20 protein-coding genes are annotated in these 21982 nt (G+C 37.7%); 14 read left to right on the top strand and 6 right to left on the bottom strand.

Translation table 11 applies throughout. From position 1 onward, the window contains the following. Positions 1-228 precede the first annotated feature (228 nt). The 7 genes from RIB54_RS11275 to RIB54_RS11245 all read left to right on the top strand — a co-directional run bounded on the left by RIB54_RS11275 (position 229) and on the right by RIB54_RS11245 (position 4029). Complete coding sequence (locus RIB54_RS11275; protein ID WP_350101005.1) at positions 229-747, top strand: hypothetical protein; 519 nt, start codon at positions 229-231, stop codon at positions 745-747. A gap of 253 nt (positions 748-1000) precedes the next feature. After that, positions 1001-1462: a DUF5063 domain-containing protein gene (locus tag RIB54_RS11270; protein WP_350101004.1), complete on the top strand. Its 462-nt coding sequence runs from the start codon at positions 1001-1003 to the stop codon at positions 1460-1462. A 293-nt stretch (positions 1463-1755) separates the two neighbouring features. Continuing rightward, complete coding sequence (locus RIB54_RS11265) at positions 1756-2079, top strand: hypothetical protein (protein ID WP_350101030.1); 324 nt, start codon at positions 1756-1758, stop codon at positions 2077-2079. Further along, the gene (locus RIB54_RS11260) at positions 1986-2279 is read left to right on the top strand and encodes a type II toxin-antitoxin system RelE/ParE family toxin (RefSeq protein WP_350101003.1); all 294 of its coding nucleotides are present in this window, start codon (positions 1986-1988) and stop codon (positions 2277-2279) included. The genes RIB54_RS11265 and RIB54_RS11260 overlap by 94 nt, the downstream gene beginning before the upstream one ends. Positions 2280-2493: 214 nt before the next feature. Then, entirely contained in the window at positions 2494-3009 is a 516-nt protein-coding gene (locus RIB54_RS11255) for an RNA polymerase sigma factor (protein WP_350101002.1), read from the top strand. Beyond that, positions 3006-3545, top strand: coding sequence for a YciI family protein (locus RIB54_RS11250; protein ID WP_350063427.1), 540 nt, complete (start codon positions 3006-3008; stop codon positions 3543-3545). Before RIB54_RS11255 ends, RIB54_RS11250 begins: the two co-directional genes overlap by 4 nt. A gap of 10 nt (positions 3546-3555) precedes the next feature. Next, positions 3556-4029, top strand: a complete 474-nt coding sequence (locus RIB54_RS11245; protein ID WP_350101001.1) for a DUF6265 family protein — start codon at positions 3556-3558, stop codon at positions 4027-4029. 434 nt (positions 4030-4463) lie between these two features. Here the strand turns inward: RIB54_RS11245 and RIB54_RS11240 are convergent, their stop codons facing one another. Together RIB54_RS11240 and RIB54_RS11235 are read right to left on the bottom strand one after the other, a co-directional pair. Next, positions 4464-5210: an ABC transporter ATP-binding protein gene (locus tag RIB54_RS11240; RefSeq protein ID WP_350101000.1), complete on the bottom strand. Its 747-nt coding sequence runs from the start codon at positions 5208-5210 to the stop codon at positions 4464-4466. Then, positions 5211-5939, bottom strand: a complete 729-nt coding sequence (locus RIB54_RS11235; protein ID WP_350100999.1) for an MlaE family ABC transporter permease — start codon at positions 5937-5939, stop codon at positions 5211-5213. It lies immediately after the preceding gene. Positions 5940-6070: 131 nt separating this feature from the next. Here RIB54_RS11235 and RIB54_RS11230 point away from each other — a divergent pair, with 131 nt between their 5' ends. From RIB54_RS11230 to RIB54_RS11210, 5 genes are all read left to right on the top strand, one after another. Continuing rightward, positions 6071-6775 (top strand): SDR family oxidoreductase, encoded by a 705-nt coding sequence (locus RIB54_RS11230; protein ID WP_350100998.1) that lies wholly within the window; start codon positions 6071-6073, stop codon positions 6773-6775. Positions 6776-6840: 65 nt separating this feature from the next. Next, positions 6841-8829 carry a (E)-4-hydroxy-3-methylbut-2-enyl-diphosphate synthase gene (gene ispG, locus RIB54_RS11225; RefSeq protein ID WP_350100997.1) on the top strand — a complete coding sequence of 663 codons (1989 nt, stop codon included), beginning with the start codon at positions 6841-6843 and terminating at the stop codon, positions 8827-8829. Between the two features lies 1 nt (position 8830). Beyond that, the gene (locus RIB54_RS11220; protein WP_350063421.1) at positions 8831-9043 is read left to right on the top strand and encodes a DUF6728 family protein; all 213 of its coding nucleotides are present in this window, start codon (positions 8831-8833) and stop codon (positions 9041-9043) included. Continuing rightward, positions 9043-9396: an MmcQ/YjbR family DNA-binding protein gene (locus RIB54_RS11215; RefSeq protein ID WP_350100996.1), complete on the top strand. Its 354-nt coding sequence runs from the start codon at positions 9043-9045 to the stop codon at positions 9394-9396. The genes RIB54_RS11220 and RIB54_RS11215 overlap by 1 nt, the downstream gene beginning before the upstream one ends. Before the next feature lie 82 nt (positions 9397-9478). Continuing rightward, on the top strand, positions 9479-11872 hold the full coding sequence (locus tag RIB54_RS11210; protein WP_350100995.1) for a TonB-dependent receptor: 2394 nt from the start codon (positions 9479-9481) through the stop codon (positions 11870-11872). A gap of 22 nt (positions 11873-11894) precedes the next feature. On the opposite strand, the gene RIB54_RS11205 is transcribed toward RIB54_RS11210, so the two are convergent. Together RIB54_RS11205 and RIB54_RS11200 are read right to left on the bottom strand one after the other, a co-directional pair. Beyond that, positions 11895-12518, bottom strand: coding sequence for a response regulator (locus RIB54_RS11205; RefSeq protein WP_350063418.1), 624 nt, complete (start codon positions 12516-12518; stop codon positions 11895-11897). 122 nt (positions 12519-12640) lie between these two features. Beyond that, entirely contained in the window at positions 12641-14620 is a 1980-nt protein-coding gene (locus RIB54_RS11200) for a tetratricopeptide repeat-containing sensor histidine kinase (protein WP_350100994.1), read from the bottom strand. Between the two features lie 316 nt (positions 14621-14936). Between RIB54_RS11200 and RIB54_RS11195 the strand changes: the two genes are divergently transcribed. Both RIB54_RS11195 and RIB54_RS11190 read left to right on the top strand, forming a co-directional pair. After that, the gene (locus RIB54_RS11195) at positions 14937-15728 is read left to right on the top strand and encodes a hypothetical protein (protein ID WP_350100993.1); all 792 of its coding nucleotides are present in this window, start codon (positions 14937-14939) and stop codon (positions 15726-15728) included. Positions 15729-15733: 5 nt separating this feature from the next. Next, entirely contained in the window at positions 15734-16306 is a 573-nt protein-coding gene (locus tag RIB54_RS11190; protein WP_350100992.1) for an outer membrane beta-barrel protein, read from the top strand. Positions 16307-16427: 121 nt separating this feature from the next. Here RIB54_RS11190 and RIB54_RS11185 read toward each other — a convergent pair whose 3' ends face one another. Then, complete coding sequence (locus RIB54_RS11185; RefSeq protein ID WP_350100991.1) at positions 16428-19592, bottom strand: caspase family protein; 3165 nt, start codon at positions 19590-19592, stop codon at positions 16428-16430. 70 nt (positions 19593-19662) lie between these two features. Beyond that, positions 19663-21537 (bottom strand): outer membrane protein assembly factor BamB family protein, encoded by a 1875-nt coding sequence (locus RIB54_RS11180; protein ID WP_350100990.1) that lies wholly within the window; start codon positions 21535-21537, stop codon positions 19663-19665. Between the last annotated feature and the right edge of the window lie 445 nt (positions 21538-21982).

Genomic DNA, 21982 nt, shown 5'->3' with positions numbered 1-21982 from the left:
CCCTTAGCCTGACAATCATGTTTTTCAAATTGACGGTCATGTCTTTTGGAGTCTCCTAATCATTTGTTTTATGCTACTGTGCATATGGGTAGGGTGCAGATTGGTGTTTTGTTTTAAAGAAAACAGTGGCTAAGAGATAGTTTACGTTGTTTATTAAAAAAATCCATTAGATTAGTTACACCAATAATATATATACGCAATTGCGTATAGCCAATTGTTGTGGAGTATATGTCAACAGGTACTGAATCATTTACATTTGAAATTTATACATACAGACCAAGTTTAAATGGTTTTACAAAAGCTATTGACCCCATTATTATTCCCTTATTAATTCTTGTTTTAATATGCCTGTATCTACTAAAACACATTATTCCATTCGAACTGAGCTTAGTTTTAGCAACTTTGGTTGTACTGATTTCAAAATTTAACAGGTCAATTAGACTATTTAACGATATAAAACCCGTTGATTACACCAAGAAAATAACAGTGGATCAAAATGAACTCCATTACGAAGATCAAAAAATCAAACTATCACAAATAAGAAAGCTTAGTATCGAGTTACGAAATAAGCATTTTGAGAATGTCATGTCCGAAAACAATGTTATAGAATTAATAACCTTCAACAGTTCGGTCAAAGTTGGTTTAGTAATTAACAATACTGACGAGCTAACTAAGCTCAATAATTGTGTTGATTTTCTCAAAAAGAAAGGTGTAAGAATAGAGTATAAAAACCTTATAAAAGATTAACACTCCACAATATTTTGTAAGAGCGCATTTGGACTTCACCGTGTCGAGTTCTAAATGCTTTAGTGCGGTTAGCCCGCACGTTTTGGGTTGGCATTTCACATCCACTTTCATCTCTTAACTTGTGGACGATTTATAAGGACGGGGTGTCTTAAGCTGCTTGTATCTCGACTAGGTTCTAAACCCAAATCGTGCTAGTTTTATGCCTTGAACAAAGTTAACAAACGCGCCTTACAGGGACGTTAGCAATCCTACTATGGTAGAAAATCTGAAGGTTATTGCTGAAGACATATGTAGGTGGGGCAGTTCGGATAGAAGTAAACTACCAAATAGAGTGGTATTTTTACAAAAGCAGCTACTCCACTTGTATGTTCTTGAAAGAACATTTCTGGAACCATCTTTCGAGGAATTTGAAGACAACTTAACTCCGCCTGATTTTAAGTTCGATTCAGTACGAAAAGGTATTGAAAAAAATCTTCCCGAATTAGGCTATTACCACAAAGTTTTGAACCCACTTAATATATCAGAAGATCCAAAAATAGGAACTGCTGATGCTGTCGATGATTTAACTGATATCATTAAAGACCTAACTGAATTTATTTGGCGGGCAAATAACAGTTCTGAAATTGAGGCCATATGGCATTTTAAGTTCAACTTTAGGGCTCATACAAATGACCATCTTATTGGTTTATTGAACTATTTAGGAGTCGACAAATAAGATTGCTAACAAGTTGTAAGAACGCATTTGGACTTCACCGTGCGAAGCCCTTAAATGCTTTGGGGTGGCTTCTCACATCCCCCATTCATCTCAATTCGGTTGACGATAAAATGTGCACAGAAGTAATGGCCACTAGTTTACTGACTATGAACTAAACCAAAAACATGCTAATTTCAGCACACTGAAAACAAGTAAACAAACATTCATTGCAAAGAGCTTTGTAAAGCATGTTTTGTAAAACTTACTTTCCAAGACTGCGTAAGAATCCATATCTTTAATAAAAAAGGACTGAAATGAATATTCAAGCTGAAAAATTGAAAATAATGAAGATGATTTTAGAGACAGACAACACTAGCATCTTGGAATCAATTAAGAGCATATTCAATAAAGAAAACTCTGCTGACTTTTGGACAAATCTTTCTGATGAGCATAAAGAAGATATCCTAAAAGGAATTGAAGAGGTTGACAACGGACAAGTTGTTAATTACAATGACTTCATGGCTAAACACAGAGAATCAGAAAGGTGCTACTCTCAAAAAGAGCATCTAATAAACTGGAAAAACTTCTTGAATACCTCGAACTTGAATGGTCTTATAAGGTCAAGAATAATTTCATAAGCAAGCTTGACAAGACTTTAGAGCATATCAGTCAATATCCGGAAAGTGCTCAAAAGTCAGATTTGGTTAAAGGTCTACATAGAGTTATAGTCACCAAACAGACAACGGCTTATTATAAGTTTGACAGCAAATCAATTAAAGTAGTTACAATTTTTGACACCAGGATGGATCCAAAGAGGCTGAAAAGAGAGACAAAATAATAATGCTTTGCAACATCCACTGAACATCTGGGCTCTGCATGAGCTCTCTTTCATCTCTTAACTTATGGGCAATTTGTAATAGTTGGGTGTTTATAGCTGCTTCACTCCTCACATCAAAAGGGCAAAACAGAGCGTAAAGCTTTTTTTTATTAATTTAATTTGTCCTTACAACCTTTTTCCTTTGGTGAGCCACTAATACATATAAACTATAATTATGGTGCAAGATGAACAGGTTGTTAGGCGCTATTTGAAACATAAGCGGGAGCAAGACTTTCGAATTATCTATCAAAAGCATAATGACAAGTTATTTCGCCTGGCCATGCATATGCTCAGCTATAACCAATACTGGGCAAAAGATGCTGTTCAGGAAATGTGGATAGTAGCACTTCGGAAAGTGGACAAGTTCGAGTGGAGGTCTTCTTTAAACACGTGGCTCACAAGTATTTTACTCAATATTTTGAAGCGGTATTATCCTAAAACTGTCGAGAAGCAAATGGTTTCAGAGGAATCCTATGGTGAATTTAATCTGGATATGCAGGACATTATTAAGTCTGTAAACACGCTGAGTGATGGTTATAAGCAGGTTTTTGTGTTGCATGATATCGAGGGTTACAAACATCAGGAGATAGCCGAATTATTGGATATTAAAGAGGGTACCAGCAAAAGCCAATTGTTTCAGGCAAGAAAATTATTAAGAAGTAAGTTATCTGAATTAAAAATAAGGTCATGACAAACGAAAATGAACTATCGGGGGAGGAAAGAGACCTTTTTGAAAAACTTAAAGGCATAAAGCCACCTATCGAAATGGAAGAAGAAACAATATCAAAATTGAAAGCAGAAGGTCTGATTCAATCTCAAAACAAAATGATTTGGGTTTATCGAGTAGCCGCAGCCATTGCCTTTTTTATATTGGGGTATTCGGTATTCCCTTATTTAAATAGCAACGAAAGCCCGGCCTATAATTACATGTTGGTTCTTTACGAGGATGCCAATTTTAAACCTGGGCCTCCTGAAGAGATGTTTGATGAATATTCTCATTGGATGCAGAGTATTTATCAAAACGGTATGGCTATCGATGGTCAGGAGATGAAGACCTCTTCTTTGCTACTGGAGGGAAAAGAAGTGAGCAATGCAGCGGCCAAAACTGTTGGAGGGTATTTCGTACTTTATGCCAGCTCTCAGGAGGAAGCGGTAAAGGTTGCTCAGTCGAGTCCCCACCTGAAATATGGAGGCACAATTGAAGTAAAAGAATTTATGATAAGATAAACTCAAAATTATGAAAGCAACAAACTCTCTTGGGACGATAATGGCTGTAGCCATTTCGTTCCTTTTAATCAACCCTGTTTCTGCTCAGGAAAAGGAATTTGATATTAATGACTATCAATGGCTGGTCGGCCACTGGGTAGGAGATGGTTTTGGAGGAGTATCTGAAGAGATGTGGGCACCCCCTGTAGATGGTGTAATGATGGGCATGTATAGAAATGTGCAAAATGGGAAAGTCTCTTTTTATGAATTCATAAACTTATCAAAGGAGGGTCTGCGATTGAAACATTTCAAATCTGACCTGGTAGCATGGGAAGATAAAGAGGAAATGGTAAAATTTGAACTTCTGGATTATGATGAAAATACTTTGGTCTTTGATGCTTTGAAAATCTACAAGGTTGATGATGACAACATCAAAATGGAATTGAGGCTGAACAACAAAGGCGAAATTAAAATAGAAACTTTTCAATTTGCCAGGCAGAAGTAGCAATTTAAAGTCAGCTTGAAATAAGCATGCGTAAAACCTAACAACCTGAGTTCGATTAATAATTGGTAGAAAATACATCTAGATCGTCCCCGTAACTTAAGTACGGGGCAGGCTATTGCGGAAATTTTCTTCATTCCTTTTTTCAAAATGAAGAAAATTGTCCGTAATCTCATGAAAATATTTTCGAGATACCGGATAAATAAAGGTTTTTAAAATGTAAACCTTAATTTTCCGGCATGACGTCCGTTTTTATTAATCGAGTTCAGGTTAATAAAAAACTTAGCCCTAACGTTACTTAGAGCCTTTTGCATGAGTAAGTGCGTTCGGAAAGGCGTGGAGTCTTTAAATTAAGTGAGATTCCACCGCTGCCACCCTCAAACAGCCCAATAGAGCCTATGAATGACGTTTTTGTTAGGTTTTATATCGAACTCAGATTATTTGCGAAGCTTCTGCATGACTTTGTTTGCGAAAACAAAGTCATCAAACTCCTTTACTCCAGAGTGCATGATGTCATCTTTGTTGCCTTCCCAAAGTTTATGTCCCTGATATAGGAACATGATCTTTTCGCCAATACCCATTACAGAGTTCATGTCATGAGTTACCACAACGGTTGTGGTATTATATTCTTCAGTGATCTCTAATATAAGATCATCTATCAAAATAGAAGTTTGAGGATCTAAACCTGAATTAGGCTCATCGCAAAACAGGTATTTGCTATCATTGACAATAGCTCTGGCAATGCCAACCCGTTTTTGCATACCACCGCTAATCTCAGAAGGCATTTTTTTATTCTGACCCTGAAGGCCTACACGTTCCAAACAGAAGTTTACCCTATCAAGCTTTTCTGCCAACGGCATCTTGGTGAGTACATCTAATGGAAACATTACATTTTGCTCCACAGTCTTTGAATCAAACAAAGCACCACCTTGAAAAAGCATTCCGATTTCTCTTCGAACTTCTGTTTTATCATTTCGGGAGGCAAATGTAAATTCTTTGGTTTTATAGTATACAAAACCTTCGTCTGGCTGAATAAGCCCCACCATGCATTTTAATAATACTGACTTACCTGTTCCGCTCGATCCTATGATTAGATTTGGTTTACCTTTTTCAAATGTCCCAGAAATCCCTTTAAGAACTTCCTTTCCATTAAATGCTTTGGCGATATTTTCTACTCTAATCATTTATAGTAACAATTGTGCTAAAAGATAATCCGCCAATAAAATAGCAATTACACTTTGAGTTACTGCGGCAGTACTGGCTTTACCTACTTCTAAAGATCCACCAACAGTATAATATCCCTTAAATGAAGAAATAGAGGACACTAAAAACGCAAAAACCACAGATTTTATAAGTGCAAAAGTTACAGTGTAAGGGTTAAATTCAAAGCGGATGCCATAGATATATTCATAAGGTGTGATCACATCGGATAACGTTCCGGCCAAATAACCTCCAGCAATATTTAATAGGCCAGCAATAATCACTAAAACCGGGTAAGTTAATAGTGCCCCCAATATTTTTGGCAGTACCAGGTAGCTCGTGGAGTTGATTCCCATTACTTCTAAAGCATCTATCTGCTCTGTAATTCTCATCGTACCTAATCCACTGGCCATGCTCGATCCTACTTTTCCAGCATATATTACTCCAATAATAGTTGGTGCCAGCTCAAGTATAGTCATGTCCCTAACTACTAAAGAGATAACATAATCAGGGATCAAAGGGCTTATAAGATTGTAAGCTGTTTGAATGGTAGTTACCGCCCCCATGAAAAAAGATACCAGAGATACCAGAAATATGGAGTTGATTCCAATATTTATGGCCTCATCAATGGTAAGCTTAAAGTAGGTTTTAAAACTCTCAGTATTAACGAACAGTTTACCTAAAAAAATAAAATACTTCCCGAGTGTTTCCATTCAATAGTTTAAAATTAACCGATTTATCATATGTTATTTAGTGCTAAATCAGCCAACTTGCGAAAGTTAAACAATAATACTACAAATGATTTTGTTCCTAAATCGTTTTAATTGATAATCTCAGAATAAACATGAAAAAACTAGCAGTAATTACTGGTGGCACCAAAGGAATAGGCAAAGCATTGATTGAGAAGTTTGCTGATCAGCAGTTCGATATTATAACCTGTTCAAGAAATGAAGAGGATCTAAAAAGGCTTTCAGATGATGTCTCTTCAAAGTTTGGTGTCAGCATTCATACCTTTAAAGTTGATATGAGCAAGAAGGCTGAGGTACAGGGTTTTGCTGATGATATATCTAAAATATCATCACATGTTAATGTGCTGATCAATAACGCAGGTTTGTTTATACCAGGTGCTGCTCATGAAGAAGAAGATGGCGCTTTAGAACAAATGATTGATACAAATCTATACAGTGCCTATCATTTAACCAGAGGCTTGATCCATGGTATGAAAGAGAAAAGGGCGGGGCATATTTTTAATATGTGTTCAACGGCCTCTTTTGTACCTTATGTCAATGGTGGATCGTATTGCATATCAAAGTTTGCACTACTAGGGATGAGTAAAGTGCTGAGAGAAGAAATGAAGGAGCATAATGTGCGAGTGACTTCTATTATGCCTGGTGCCACGCTAACTGCGAGCTGGGAAGGGGTGGAACTTCCTGAAGAGCGGTTTATGAAACCTGAAGATGTAGCTGATGCAGTTTTTAATGCCTATTCTATGTCTGACAGAACAGTTATTGAAGAAATAGTAATGAGGCCACAATTAGGTGACATTTAGAGAGTGTTGAATTTGAACTTTCAATGACGAAATCGGTTATCTTTGTAACGTAAAAGGAAATTAATTTGGACACGCAAGTAATCAAAGCAAAGCAGTATTGTAATTCACTTACAGGCTATTCAAGACGCAAGACGAGAGAGGTATTTATAGGAGATGTGCCTATGGGTGGAGATAACCCTATCAGGGTTCAGTCCATGACCACGGTTGATACCATGGACACTATGGGAAGTGTGGAACAGGTGCTCAGAATGGTGGAGTCTGGTTGTGAATATGTGCGTATAACTGCGCCAAGTATAAAAGAAGCGCAGAATTTGGCTGAGATTAAAAAAGAGTTGGCCAAAAGAGGTTGCAATGTTCCTTTGGTTGCGGATATTCATTTCACACCCAATGCCGCTGAATTGGCGGCCAAAATAGTAGAAAAAGTAAGGGTGAATCCTGGTAATTATGCAGACAAAAAACGTTTCGAGGAAATAGAATATACCGATGAAACCTATTTTGCAGAGCTAGAAAGAATAAGGGAGAAGTTTACCCCTCTGGTAAATATATGCAAGGAGAATGGCACTGCCATGAGGATAGGCACCAACCATGGGTCGCTATCTGACCGGATATTAAGCAGATATGGAGATACACCACTTGGTATGGTGGAATCTGCCCTGGAATTTTTAAGAATCTGTGCTGATCTTGATTATCATGATATTGTACTTTCCATGAAAGCAAGTAATACCCAGGTGATGGTGCAGGCCTATAGATTGCTTGTTCAGAAATTGGATGAGGAGGGTTTTGAACCTTATCCGTTACACCTTGGCGTTACTGAAGCTGGAGAAGGCGAGGATGGCCGCATTAAAAGTGCTGTAGGCATCGGCACGTTGCTGGAAGATGGCCTTGGTGATACAGTAAGGGTGTCATTAACTGAGGAGCCAGAGTTTGAGGCGCCTGTTGCCCAAATTATGGTTGATAGATATTTAAACAGAACGCTTAAGACCAAGATAAAGCCGTTAAGCAACTTGCCAATTGACCCATTTAGTTATTCCAGAAGAGTGACCCATGAGGTAGTTAATTTTGGAGGTTCCAATGTGCCCAGGGTCATTGCAGACCTAAGCCAGGTTAAGATTGAAGATTACAAAGATCTTAAGCAAATTGGCCATTTCTATCTACCTGAGTTGGACAAATGGAAAATGAATGACACTGGCGCTGACTATGTCTATTCAGGGAAAAACACAATTCCGTTTATGTTGCCCAATGGGTTGAAGGAAATAGTCGATTACGAAGTTTGGAAAAACTCAAATGATCCTAACAAACTTCCGCTGCTTAAGGTGGATGAGTTTTTAAGCGGCAACAAGCTGCATCCAGCCATTAATTTTGTACTAGTTGAGGCAGTTGAGTTGTCTAATGAGCTGATTTTAAAATTGAAATTATCAGAAAATGTTGTTGTGGTTTTTGAAACTACTGAGCAACATGCTCTTGCCGCTGTAAGAAGAGCTTTCTTTGAATTTATTGAACAGGGTGTTCAAACCCCGGTGGTAATTAAAAGGGCTTATGCTAAAATCAGTGAAGATCATCTGCAGATTTATGCTGCCACAGATATTGGCGGTTTACTTATAGATGGTTTAGGAGATGGGGCTATGTTAGGCACAGAACTAAGCGCTCCTGAATTAGATAAGGAAAATCAACTAGAGCTGGTTAACCTTTACAACAAAACCACTTTTGGCATTCTACAGGCAGCACGTACCAGAATGACAAAGACTGAGTATATTTCTTGCCCGTCTTGCGGAAGAACGCTCTTTGATCTGCAAGAAACTACAGCAATGATTAGGAAGCGCACAGATCATCTCAAAGGCATTAAGATTGGTATCATGGGCTGTATAGTAAATGGCCCTGGTGAGATGGCAGATGCTGATTATGGATATGTAGGGTCAGGGAAAGGGAAGATTACGCTTTATAAAGGTAAGGAAGTGATGAAACGTGGTGTGCCTTCAGAAAAAGCTGTTGATGAATTAATAGAAATCATCCGTCAGGATGGCAATTGGATTGAATTAGAAGAAACGACTAATTAAGATGGAGAAGAATAAAGAGTCTAATCAAAATGAAGATAAAAACTCCTTGAAAGAATACTTTCAGCTAGGAGAGGTGGCTGGATATTTCTTTAGAAAAAAGGATCCAAACCGGCCTTCAAATTTTAGCATTAAGTCAATGCATGTCATCAATAAAATATCGATGAGCGTATTTCTTATTGGTATTATTTACTTGATCATCAAGCGTTTGTTTTAGTGGATATTGAATTTTACAGGGAGTACTGCATTAAGAAGCCTGGTGTCACCGAAAGCTTTCCATTTGATAATAACATACTAGTATTTAAGGTAATGAATAAGATGTTCGCGCTCTGCGATGTCGATTTGTTTACCAGTGTAAACCTAAAATGTGATCCTGAGCGGTCAGTACAACTTAGAGAACAGTACGAAGGCATTATTCCTGGCTATCATATGAATAAAACGCATTGGAATACAATTCAAATGGATGGTACAATTCCTGATAAATTATTTTTAGAACTGATAGATCACTCTTATGAGCTGATAGTGAATAGTTTACCGAAAAAATCGAAAGAAGAGTTGTCAAACCTGTAAAATAATTCCTCTTTTATTTCGGAACAATCTTTTTACTCGCCTGTTAAAATTTGCTGAATCTTTAAATGCATTAAATCTTAATATGTATCCGGTAACAAATTTCAATTTTGTAAAATTAATTCTTGTCGTCAGCCTCTTTTTAGTTTTTCAAAACACTTTGGCAATACAGCAGAATAAAGCCACGCTTTCCGGCTATGTTAAAGATGCAAAAACAGAAGAACCGTTGATCGGTGCTACTGTACAACTGGTGGGCACTAACACTGGTGCTGTCACAGATTTGGATGGATTCTATCGCATTGAAAATATAGAACCACAGACCTATGCCATCGCAGCTTCTTTTGTCGGTTATAAAACTCAAAATGTTTATAATGTAGTTATCCGTTCTGGGGGTAACCCCGACCTGAATTTTGATCTTGAAGAGACAGCTGAAGAGCTGGAAGGTGTGGAGATTATTGCAAATCCTTTTGAAAAATTACAGGAAACCCCATTGTCAGTGCAGCGCTTGTCTCAGGAAGAGATAGCGACATACCCTGGTGGTAATAATGATATTGCCAAGGTTGTTCAGTCTTTGCCTGGCGTTAGCGGATCTGTGGGCGGTTTTAGAAACGATGTTATAATACGAGGCGGAGCACCTAACGAAAATGTTTACTTTCTTGATGGAATCGAGATTCCAAATATTAATCACTTCTCAACCCAAGGCAGTGCAGGTGGCCCGGTAGGTTTGCTTAATGTTTCTTTTTTTGAGGGTGTTACACTTACTACCAGTTCTTTTGGAGCTCAATATGATAACGTGCTATCAGGGGTGTTGCAATTTGATCAGCGAAATGGTAACAATCGAAATTTCAGGACTAATATCAGAGTGAGTAGTAGCGAGGCTGCATTGACCCTTGAAGGGCCACTTTTCAGAAATGGGAAAGAACAAAGTAATACATCCTTCATCGTTTCAGCACGAAGGTCATACTTACAATTGCTGTTTCAGGTGCTGGATTTGCCATTCTTACCTGATTATTGGGATTACCAGTATAAGATTAACCATAAGATTGATGACTATAATGACCTTACCTTTACAGGGGTTGGCTCAATCGATGACTTTTCAATCAATGTTCCTGATGATTATGATGAGGAGCAGCAAGCCACTTTAGACCAGTTGCCAATTATAAAACAATGGAGCACAACCTCTGGTTTGAGCTGGAAGAGAAGGTTTAAGAATGGACAAGGCTTTATGACAACTGCACTAAGCACCAATGTTTTAAACAATAATTTTAAGCGATACAGAGAACCTGCAACTGAAACGGAATTATACTTGACTAATGAAAGTCAGGAGCAGGAGACAAAGCTGAGGTATAATTACACACGGTTTGCAGATACCTGGACCTTGAACTCTGGTTTTATTATTCAAAATGCAGATTACTCGAACAATACTGAAGATATTGTAAATGGTTTTCAATTCAGTAATGAACTGAATTTCTGGAGATATGGTGCCTATTTTCAAACGTCCAGAAATTTCCTCAGCGAGAGGTTAGGGCTATCTGGTGGGTTTAGGTTAGATGGCAACTCTTTTACAAATAGCGGGAATGATTTCTTGAGCACTTTAAGCCCAAGGTTTTCTATTTCTTACAAACTGGATGCGGAGGGTAAATGGACAGCCAATGCTTCTTTAGGCAGATATTTCAAAATACCACCTTATACCATTCTTGGTTTTACTGACAACAATGGTGTATATGCCAACAAGGATGCTGAATACATTCAAAGCGATCATATTGTAGCAGGAGTTGAACATTTACTAACATCCACTACAAGAATTTCACTTGAAGGGTTTTATAAAAAGTATGACAATTACCCAGTCTCTTTAACTGACAGTGTTTCACTAGCAAATTTGGGGGGCGATTTTTCAGTTTTGGGTAATGAACCTATATTGAGTGTTGGTCTTGGCAGAACCTATGGGCTTGAGTTACTAATTCAGAAGAAGTTCACCAAAAACTTCTATGGTATTCTCGCCTATACCTTCTATAAAAGTGAATACACAGCCTTTGACAGAGAAAAGTACATATCATCTACCTGGGACAATGGAACACTTTTAACGTTTACAGGAGGATACAAATTTGGAAGAAACTGGGAGGTAAGCGCCAGGGTCAGGTACCTGGGCGAAACACCATATGCACCAGTTGATCAATCTGCTACTTTGGCAAATTATCCAGCTATAGTCAGGGACTATTCAAGGCAGGGAACGGTAACGCTAGACCCTTTTAATCAAACCGATTTAAGAATAGATAAAAAGTGGAATTTTAAGGGATTCACATTTAACCTTTTCCTTGAATTTCAGAATTTATTCTCTCAGCAAAACCCTTCAGAACCTACATTTGGCTTAGTTAGGGATGATGATGGAAATGTAGTTCAGCCGAGAACTTTAAAACAAATAGAGGATTTAGATGCCAGCTCTGTGTTGCCTTCAATAGGAATAGTCCTTGATTTTTGACTTAGGTAGGATAGAGAAAAACTTAAGCTAACTTATGCTGGTAGGCATATTTTATTAACGCCACCAAATTTGAACTCTTGGTCTTTTTCAGGATATTCTTTCTGTGGGTCTCAACAGTTCGCTCACTAATAAACAATATATCGGCTATTTGTTTGGTGCTATATTCCTTGACAATGAGCCTTACAATTTCTTCCTCGCGAGGTGTTAACTCTGAGTTGTTATTGTCATCTATACCTTGAATGAGTAAATCTGCAATGTCATCACTTAAATATCGCTTGCCTTCGGTCACTTTTGAGAGTGCGTGTATAATACTTTCGTGCGAGTCGCTTTTTAAAACATAACCGTCAATGCCTTTTTTGAGCAGGTCTTTCACAATATGGGAATCATCATGCATGCTTAGTACAATCACTTTTAAATCCGGAATTACAGACTTGGCGATTTGGATAAGCTCACTGCCATCCATTCCATCCATTTGGTAGTCGGTAATTAAAATATCATAATCATTGTTAATAAGAAGTGTTTTGGCCTTTTCAGCACTATTGGCAGTGTCAGCCACCCAAAATAAATCTGATGAGTTGATTAGATTTTTGGTGCCTTCCAATAATATTTGATGATCATCAACGAGTAGAATGCGGTACTTTTCCATAAGCTTCAGTCGTTGAAGATATCGATTATCGAATAGTTTCACAATATAGCTTTTTCCTCTAAGCTATTTTACTTTCTGATTACTGGAAATCAGTAAGACTGGGTAATTACAGATACCCAGAATCAGGTATTGGTCTGTTTACTTGTCGTGTTTATAATCAGGCTTGGAATGGGAAGATCAATTAAAATAGAATTACCTTTTTGATCAGGGGTTGAGTTAATCTCAAGGTGGGCATTTAATAGATTAAGCCTTGTATTTATATTTCTCCAACCATTACCTTCACCATTTTCAAGTCTATTTTTATCAAAACCATTGCCATCATCTTCAATTGTTAAAACCAATTCTTTTTCATGGCCGGTGATGTCTATAAATATTTTGTTTGCATCCCCATGTTTCAAAATGTTGGAAACAAACTCCTGTACTATTCTGTAAAGGGAGATTTGAGTAACTTCATTTAACTGCGGTACATCCAGATGGTTGAAATGAACTTTGACCTGACCTGCTCTATTGATTTTTAATACCAGTTCCTGAATGGCGCTTATAAACCCCTCTTTAACAAGTGTTTGAGGCATGAGGTTGAAGGCAATATTTCTTATTTCTGTGTGGATATCTTTTAACAACGATTTTGAATTCTCATATAAGCCATCCTGTTTCTCCACTTCCTTGGTTGTTTTTAATGACAGGATATTCATTTGTAGTGCAGCAATCAGTTGCCCCATTCCATCATGAAGGTCTGCGGCAAACCTTTTCCGCTCTTTTTCCTGTGATTCTACCACCGCAGTCATTTGGGCTTCCCTTAGCCTTATTTTTTGCTCCTGGGCCACAGCATACTGCTTTGACACTTCCCTTTTTCTCCAAAAAGCTATACTAACAATGATTAGTAGTATGATGAGCAATAATGCCATTGTGAAAATAGTATTGCGCTGAATAGCCAGGTCTTTGGCTTCAAGCTCAGCGGTTTGCAGGGCAATTTTTTGCTCTTTCTTCTCGGTCTCATATTTAACTTCTACTTCTACTATTTGCTTTGACCTTTGCTCTTCATAGAGGGCATCCTTCAGACTGTCATACCTACTAAGGTATAATGATCCCATTTTAAGATTACCAAGGGCAAAGTAGCTTTCAGCTAATTCGAAAGTAGCTTTTATCTTAAAATCAAGGGCCTCTAATAATTCTGAATTCTCCAGTGCTTTTTTCGCTAAATCCAGTGCTTTTCGGTTTTCCCCGGATCTTCTATAATTTTTTGAAAGCAATAAGGTGACATTTGTAATTTCAAATTGATTGTTATGTTCATAATGACCTGAAAGTGCAGAGTTATAATATCCCCTGGCCTTAAGGGTTTGATTGAGGCTGTCATACGCAATACCAATATTAGCATTCATATATGGCTCATACCTTGAGTACCCCAACTCTCTATAACCACTAAGCGCAGATTCAGAATATGAAATTGATTCTTCAAAACGCTTGAGTTGGATCAGCAGGCTGCCGATATTTCCCATGGTGACTGTTTTGCCAAATTCTGACCCCCCCTGAGTATAAAGTTTTAGTGAGCGATTATAGTATTCAAACGACTTGTCATAGTCCTTTTGTTTTTTGTAAACAATACCAATATTTCCCAGAACCATTGCTGTATTAAATTCCTGGTCATTTAGGGATTCATACAACCGCAGGGATTTGAAATAGTGATCCAGTGACTCGGGATAATTTGATTGTTCATCATACACCAAACCAATATTGTTCTGTGCCCCGGCACGTCCAAGGGTATCATTCAGCTCGGTCTTTATTTCAAGGACTTTTTCGAATAGAAATAATGCACTGTCCAAATTGCCAACGGCCTCATGATTGTTTGCCAGGCTATTATAAGATTGAGATATGGCAGCCTGAGACTGCTGTTTTAATCCTATATGTAATGCCTTGTTGGCAAAATAAAAGGAGCTATCAATATCAAAATTTCTATAGTACCAAGCCAGTTCATTTAGGGACCTTACCTGATCAAGTTGAGTTTGAGTTATCAGAACGTTTTTAATACTATCAATTTCACTTGGCTGGCCAAAAATACTATTCATCATCAAGACCATTCCAATGCAGGTTAATACTTTTCTCATAAGTAAAAAAGCAATTTCAAGGAACTAAAATAGTAAATATATCTGCTAGTCAGTGGATTAACTTTTGTTTCATGTTATTATGAAGAGGACTCTATTTTTATTCAGGTATGTTATAATACCATCACGATTTTCTTGCCTATGGAAACTAATTACATAGTTATCAGCCCTAATAAGTCGCTGTCTATCGTTAATATAAATTACCCTTTTTTCCTTTAAGTATTGATATTTTGACCTTACCTTTATCGATTGGTGAATTGTATACAATTGACAAGGGAAAAATACGTTTTTAGAATCCGTGTCGTTGATAATCATTTGAATGGTCAGAATTAGGCAATATATAGTTGGCATTATCCTCGTTGTGGCGGTCAGTTCGTGTACGCAACGAATGATTTGCCCTGCCTACCAAAGTGCATTTATTCATGATAAAGCTACCCTAGATAGAAAATTCAGCTATTTTGGTGAAGACTCAATGCCTAAAATCTTAGAGGCCAGTAAGGACAGACACTTACTTATAGACCCAGTCACCTATCGTAAACGCATGCGCAGTTTGCAGACGGTAGAAATGAAGGATATTTACCCTCAAAAGCCTGATTCTTTACTGTTTGATGACGAGTTTGCACTAGCGGAACGCGAAACCAAATCTGGTGATTTATATGATTCTGCAGCACTTGTAGCTGAAAGACCTTCAGAGCCAGGTGCTTTAGCTTCCGCCAGTGATAGTGGTGTTTATGTGATCTCTATAAAGAAAGAGAAGTTTAATATTGATCAGGAGCTTTATCTCTGGTACCTCAAAGATTATCTTGTCTATCCTGATGTTAAGCTACAAATGGAGCAGGATGCGGAAAACAACAAGGCCTTACAAAAAGAGTCAGGAGAGAAGAAAGGGTTTTTCAAGCGTTTGTTTGGTAAGAAAAATAAATCTGATAGCACCAAATTTGATGTAGAGACGTCCGCTACTGGCTTGGATGATGGTACTACCAAAAAGAAGAAATTTGGCCTGTTCAAGAAAAAAGAAAAAAAGAAAAAAGAGCCTAAAGAAAAGGAAACGCCTGACGATCCCGCAAATACTCCATCAAATGATGAAGATGATGGTGAGGAGGACTTTTAGTATTAATGAAAGCCACGTTTTTATCCGTTTTTCTGTTACTTACCCTTTTAGCTTCTAATAAAGTTAAAGCCCAAAGTTTTGAAGCTTACCTAATCGCAGGGTTTGATGTTTCACAAATTGATGGAGATAAACTAAGTGGTTATAATAAAGGTGGTGGGGTGTTTGGTGGTGCCACAGCCTTCAAGTTAAATGATCAGTGGAAGCTGCAACAAGAGATTACTTATTATCAGAGAGGAAGTAGAGCTACAGATGAACAACTGAGCTTAGATAATTTCTCGATCAGGCGGGTTGACTATATTGACTTTTCACTTGTTGGCCATCATTTTTTTGATGAAAAGTGGAGTTTATTGGCAGGGGCTGGATATGGTGTTTTTGTTAACGTAAAATCTGATGTCAAAGAAGATAAATCACTTTATAATGGTGACCTGTTTCTAACAGTTGGGCCTCAATATGCATTATCAGAAGTACTGTCAGCTGCTATTAAGTTGCAATATTCAGTACTTCCAATTTTTAAAAATCAGGATGCCTATAACAACAGCATCAACTTGACACTGAGGTATAAAATGATTACTAAGTGAGTAGCGTTAATACTCACATATTAGGGATTTAGGTAAAAGGAAATGCAATTATTCCACGTACCTCAACAATATTTTCTAAACTTTAGAAATCTGTGACAAAACGGAATCTAATTAACAGGTATTATTTATAAAGCAGCATATCATAATTTAAATTCTCCACCCGAGTTGTTGGGCGCTGTTTACCATCAGTGGCATCATAAACTTTCTCAGACAGATACTGCTGCAATTCGCTGGCATAAATACTTCCATCTCCATCCAAATCAGCCTCTTTGGAGTAAAGGCCTTGCTTAAGGAAAAAAGTGAACACACCATTTTTCCATTTGTCACTTTCAAAGGCAAACTCTGCACCTCCTGCACTGGATATTACAATGGTGCCGGTGTTTTCTCTGAGGTCAGCAAATTGCGATTTCATAAAGTTGAAAAGATTACCGAACCCTATAATTCTTTGCACCCCTGTTCGTTCTTGAACTTGCATAAAACCCCTGGAACTAAGTTTTCCTTCGGGTTTAATAGAACTTTTGGAGACTGTAACAGCTTGATTTTCAAGCTCGCCTGAATGGCAAGCATCAATAAGAATAAGCTTATTTCTAGCTTTGATATTGCTCAATAAATCTTGTACACTTTCATAAGCCAATCCACCATCATTAGGGTTTGAGAAGTCAATATTATGTGCTCCAAGGTAATAGTTGAGATTCTTATCAAGCAATCCATGGCCTGCGAAGAAGAAAATAACATAATCATCAATTTTTGATTGATTAAGCTTGCTTTTGGTGGCAGTTATATTCTCCGGTGTCGCCTGATTATCTAAGAAATTGAGATGATGGATATTCTCAAACATTTCACTTTGAGCACTTAGCAATTCTTTAATATCACCAGCGTCTTTGGTAGCATAAGTGAGGTTGAAATCTTGGTTAGCATATTTGGATACGCCAACAGTTATGAGGTATAAATCTCGCTTTGGTGATTCGTTGATATAATTCACTTCGAAAGACTGCACCAAAGAGGAGATGCCTTTGGAATTAATCAGGCTGACTTCCACGGTATTGTCTCCAGTACTAAGCTCCACAGCAATTTCCTTGGTAATTTGCTTACCACTAACTTTTATTTGAGGCAATGGCACACCGTTGACTTTCACTAAAAGAGAAGATAATTCTTCCTTTTCATCAGATCCTGTAACCGTGAATTTGTACCTTCTGGAGGGTGTTGACCTGGGTAAACCGACTAAGTTTACATCTACTTTGGGCACATTAAAATTCATGATACCTTCATCAGGCACACCAAGTTGTGTTTGTCTCTTTTTAAATGCGACATTATATGCGCGAATCAACCTGCTATCCGCATATCCTATTCTTTCCAATACAATATCTGGTCGGTTCAATTGATAATCGAATTGCTCAAATGGATACATCTTGCCTTGGTATTTGAAGGCAATACCTTTGAGTGCATTCTTACTCGCCAAAAAGTAATAGTCAGGGGTGATGGCGATCACTTCCTTCTCTCGAGTCACCATGATCTTGGCTACATTTTCTCCTGATATTGGATTCCATAAAGCAATAGAGCCATCCATGCTGGCAGTGAATGCATACTTTTCATCAGGTGTATAACCCCACGAAGTTATCTTATTGAGGTGGGTAAGTTCTGAAGTTCCTTTATCCGACTTCAGAGTCACAACGGTTTTATCTTTATTTATGTCTAAGCTACTGTTATTTTTAGCTGATGCTATTTCTGACTTGCCGATTACTTCGTTGTTAAGAATTTCTCCTGAAGACAAACTCCAGGTTATTCTTTTTCCTTCGGTCGCGGTTGAGATGGCACTGGATTCATCCTCTGAAAAAGATAAGGATGTGATTTCACCCAAATGACCTTTGAAAGTCCTTAATATTTCTTTGGTCTGCATATCCATGAGATGGAAATATGAGCTATTGTAAAACCCCATCAGTGCTTTGCTGCGATCCTTATTGAAAGCATAGCGCTCGATGATCTCTTCCATCTCAAAGGATTCGATAATCTCCATGCTCGTTAAATCTATTAAATACCTGTCCTTTAAGCCTGTGGATAAGATCATAGTCTTGGCATCGCCTCCAAAAGCTGCTGCATACATGGGTAGTACAGCTCCGGAAGTAAAAGTTTGAATATTTCTCATCAGATCAGTGTCCCAAAGTTTCATTTCTCCATTATCTGCAGAGGTAAAGATGTAGTTACCATCCTTTGATGATACAGCATGTAGGATAGGCGCCTTATGCGCTTTTATAAACTTGTATGGTGTTACATACATATTTCCCATTTTCTCATCAAGCTTGGCATATGGATTGGCTGTTCTTGGAAAAAACTTGATGTCATCATATTTCCACCAGAGTAATTCTCCGAACTGATTGGCCGCAATGACATCATCTTTACCATCCTTTGAGAAAAAAGCCGATAAACCGATTTCAATACCTCCTCCACGAACAATATCAGTTTCTGATTTACTCATGTCGAAATTGTCCTTCTGTTTTAATACCCTGAAGTCACCAGTAGTATCCTGAAAGTTGTAGGGGTATAGGCTCTTCCAAAGTGGCTCTTTGCTTTTTTTCCAGTCTGTAATCATGTTCCAGTCCTTGATAATATTGACCGTTGATGTACCATACACAACACGCCCTATCATGAATTTTTTATCTTCTGAATCGAAGCTAATGGAGGTAGCACCACCACCAGGTATCCATGTCAACATTTTACCTTGTGGTATAGTGAAGAATGCATTTTTACTTAATAGTTTATCCGTTTCTGTGTACAATACATCTCCACTGTTAAGAAATTTTACCCGATTGACTTCACTATTAAACTCATAAAGCTCTTTGATTTTACCGGTTGACACATCATGAAGTAACACCACTTTGTCCGTACCGCAAGTGGCGAAATATTCTCCGTTTGAAGAATAGTCAACTCCTAAAACCTTGTTCTTGTGTTCTGTGATAACTTTTAAAGATTTTCCGGTTTCCACATCCCAAATGATCACCTTGCGGTCATCACTCACTGATACCAGTGTCTTAGAATCAGGTGCAAAAGCCAAATCATTAACGGCTTTAGTATGACCAAACATGGTGGTCATCTCCTTACCAGTGGCTATTTCCCAAATTTTTATAGTGAAGTCTTCGCTACAGGTGGCTATTTTAGTGCCATCAGGTGAATACTCAATATCATTGATCTGTAGTCCATGACCAGCTTGAAGGACAAGCTCTATATCTTGAGAGAAGCACGGGCTAAAGCGGGAGATAATAAGATAAGAAATTAATATCCATTTTTTCATGATGATGTTTGTTAGGGATGAAAAAATAAGACCGGCCTCTTTTGAGGCCGGTCTACATGAATCAAGACTGCTACTCTGCTTGATACTTGATCACCTTATTACCATCAAAAACATAAATATATTTACCATCTTCTGTAAGATCTGCACCTCCGCTTAGTTCACGGACAACAGCATATTGTTCTTCATTTCCGTCACCACCAACAGCCATTTGCTTTAATGTCTTTTTCTCGGAATTATGCTTTGGGATTTTTATTGTGCCTAGTGTCTCTCCAGTTTCAAGATCTAAAAGTGTTAAGTCATCCTTATCATCCTGAACATAAAGCTTTCCACCCCTTTCATAGGTTCTTTCTATATTCTTTATCTTCTCTGAAGAATACAATGCTTCGCCATCGCTCTTTTGGAATGCTGTGACACCTTTAGTCCCCATAATGGTCACTGCTTCGCCAATGTCAAAAGAAAATTTTGGTTGACCAACTTTTGTAGCTTTAAAATCCACCTGATAGTTTTCTGCCCCACTTTTGGCCTTTATAGAGTAGAAATATTTATTGCTGGCTGCAAAAACATTTTGACCATCAGTAGCCATTTTAGTAATACTTCCTTTGAATTTATCAGACTCCCAGATATTGGCTCCAGTAGAGGCATCAAAACCTTTTAGCCCAAATTTACCTGCCCAAACCCACTCATTTACCCAAGCCCAATACTCAGAAGGATCAGTTGAAGAGTAACCTTTGAATAAACCATAATATTGCTGATTCACTAATCCACCGATTTGTGCTACCAAAACTCCATCTATTAAAGCAAGTCTCGGTAATGCTTTTGCATCACTTATTTTTTCGGAAGTCCAAAGTAGTTTACCTGTAGCCAGATCAAATTTTTGTAGGTACTTCCTACGTACTTTATTGTCTTTTTCCTGCAGCACTACATACACAGCATCTTCTGTAATTAATGGCTCAGCAATAGCATCATAGGTCTCACCTTTAAGTCCACCAGTTTTACCCCCTCCAATGTTGATGCCTTTTTTTAAGTTTGCCGGCTCAACTAAAATTCTGATAGACTCATTGTAAAATGCACTCCATACATTCTTGCCTGAAGCTAGGTCAAATACCTGAATGCCATTATAAATCACGAAGATTCGATCACCTTCTATTTTCAATTCACCTTGTCTTTCTTTAGTGATATATTTTTTGCCACCAAAGCCTTGATGCTCTGTCTTCCATATTACATCCCCAGTTTTAATGTTGAGTTTTGCGATAGCATTTATGTTTTGGAAACCTGCGGCTAATATGTCAACAGAATTTCGCATATAATTAATCATAACGATCTCCCCTTTGTCTTCCAAATAAATATGTCGACCAATCGCCCCTCGGAACTCATTAGTTTCCCAAATTATTTCCCCCTCTTTCACATCAATCATTACAGTCTTTTCTGGTAAACTAAAAGCAAAAGCTTTCATTTCTGGGATATAGGCAATAGCATCTTCAATTGTATTTTTCGGAATCTGAAATCCATCAAGTGTCCACATAATGGATCCATCAGCAAGATTGATTCCCGCTATTCTGTCGTTTTTACCAAGTTTTGAATCGAACAGTAGAAGGGTATTGGCTTCCCAAAGTACGAATTGGTAGTTAGTGTTAGTAATTACTCCATCAGTAGCTTCTTTAAATTTATTGTACCAAAGTTGTTCACCTGAGGTACCGTCAATTAATGCCATATCATTTCTTGAAGTTGTTAAAGCGTAGTTCCCATTAGGACTCGCACATGAGTATACATTGGCTGAGCTTTCTGTTTTTCCACTCCATACTTCTGGAAAGACATCTCGTCCGCCTCCCCCAAGCTTTGATTTCATCTTATCTTTGAGTCCTTTAAAGCCTTGAGCATTTATCTCTGTTATACCGACAGTCAGTAAAACAAGCAGAAGCGCCATTTTTAGAGTAGCATTTTTCATGGTTCTGAAATTTTATTTGTGGATTTAGTTTATTCAAAAAACGTTTCACAAATAACTGTTAATCAAAGCCTTGCTTCAATAGCGCTGATTCGGTATTTTGATATACCTAGTAGTAGGTATAATGATTAAATTTTATAGGTGGGAAAGGTTTAGTATACAAAGTGAAATTGGCTCCGCGGGATGCGGATAACTTAGTAGCATTAATAGGATGATGTTATTACAATATCTTCTATGCGCTCTAATTTAGAGGATTGTCGAAGAAGCTAAATTGGAATTATGGAGATTGAAAAAATGGAATCAATGAATATTTAACTATTAAGTTTTTTTAACTAGTTATTCAATTCATTAATTCCATATCTCGTATAGATGATACTCCAAGCTTTAGCAAAAGCCTACTCTTAAAGAGGTGCTAATAAAGAGGTGCTTAAAATTTAAGGTTAATGAT

It is taken from the genome of Fulvivirga sp. (genome assembly GCF_040218215.1).
GTDB lineage: Bacteria > Bacteroidota > Bacteroidia > Cytophagales > Cyclobacteriaceae > Fulvivirga.
Note: the sequence above shows the minus strand (reverse complement) of the source record. Positions and strands in the feature narration are given on the sequence as shown.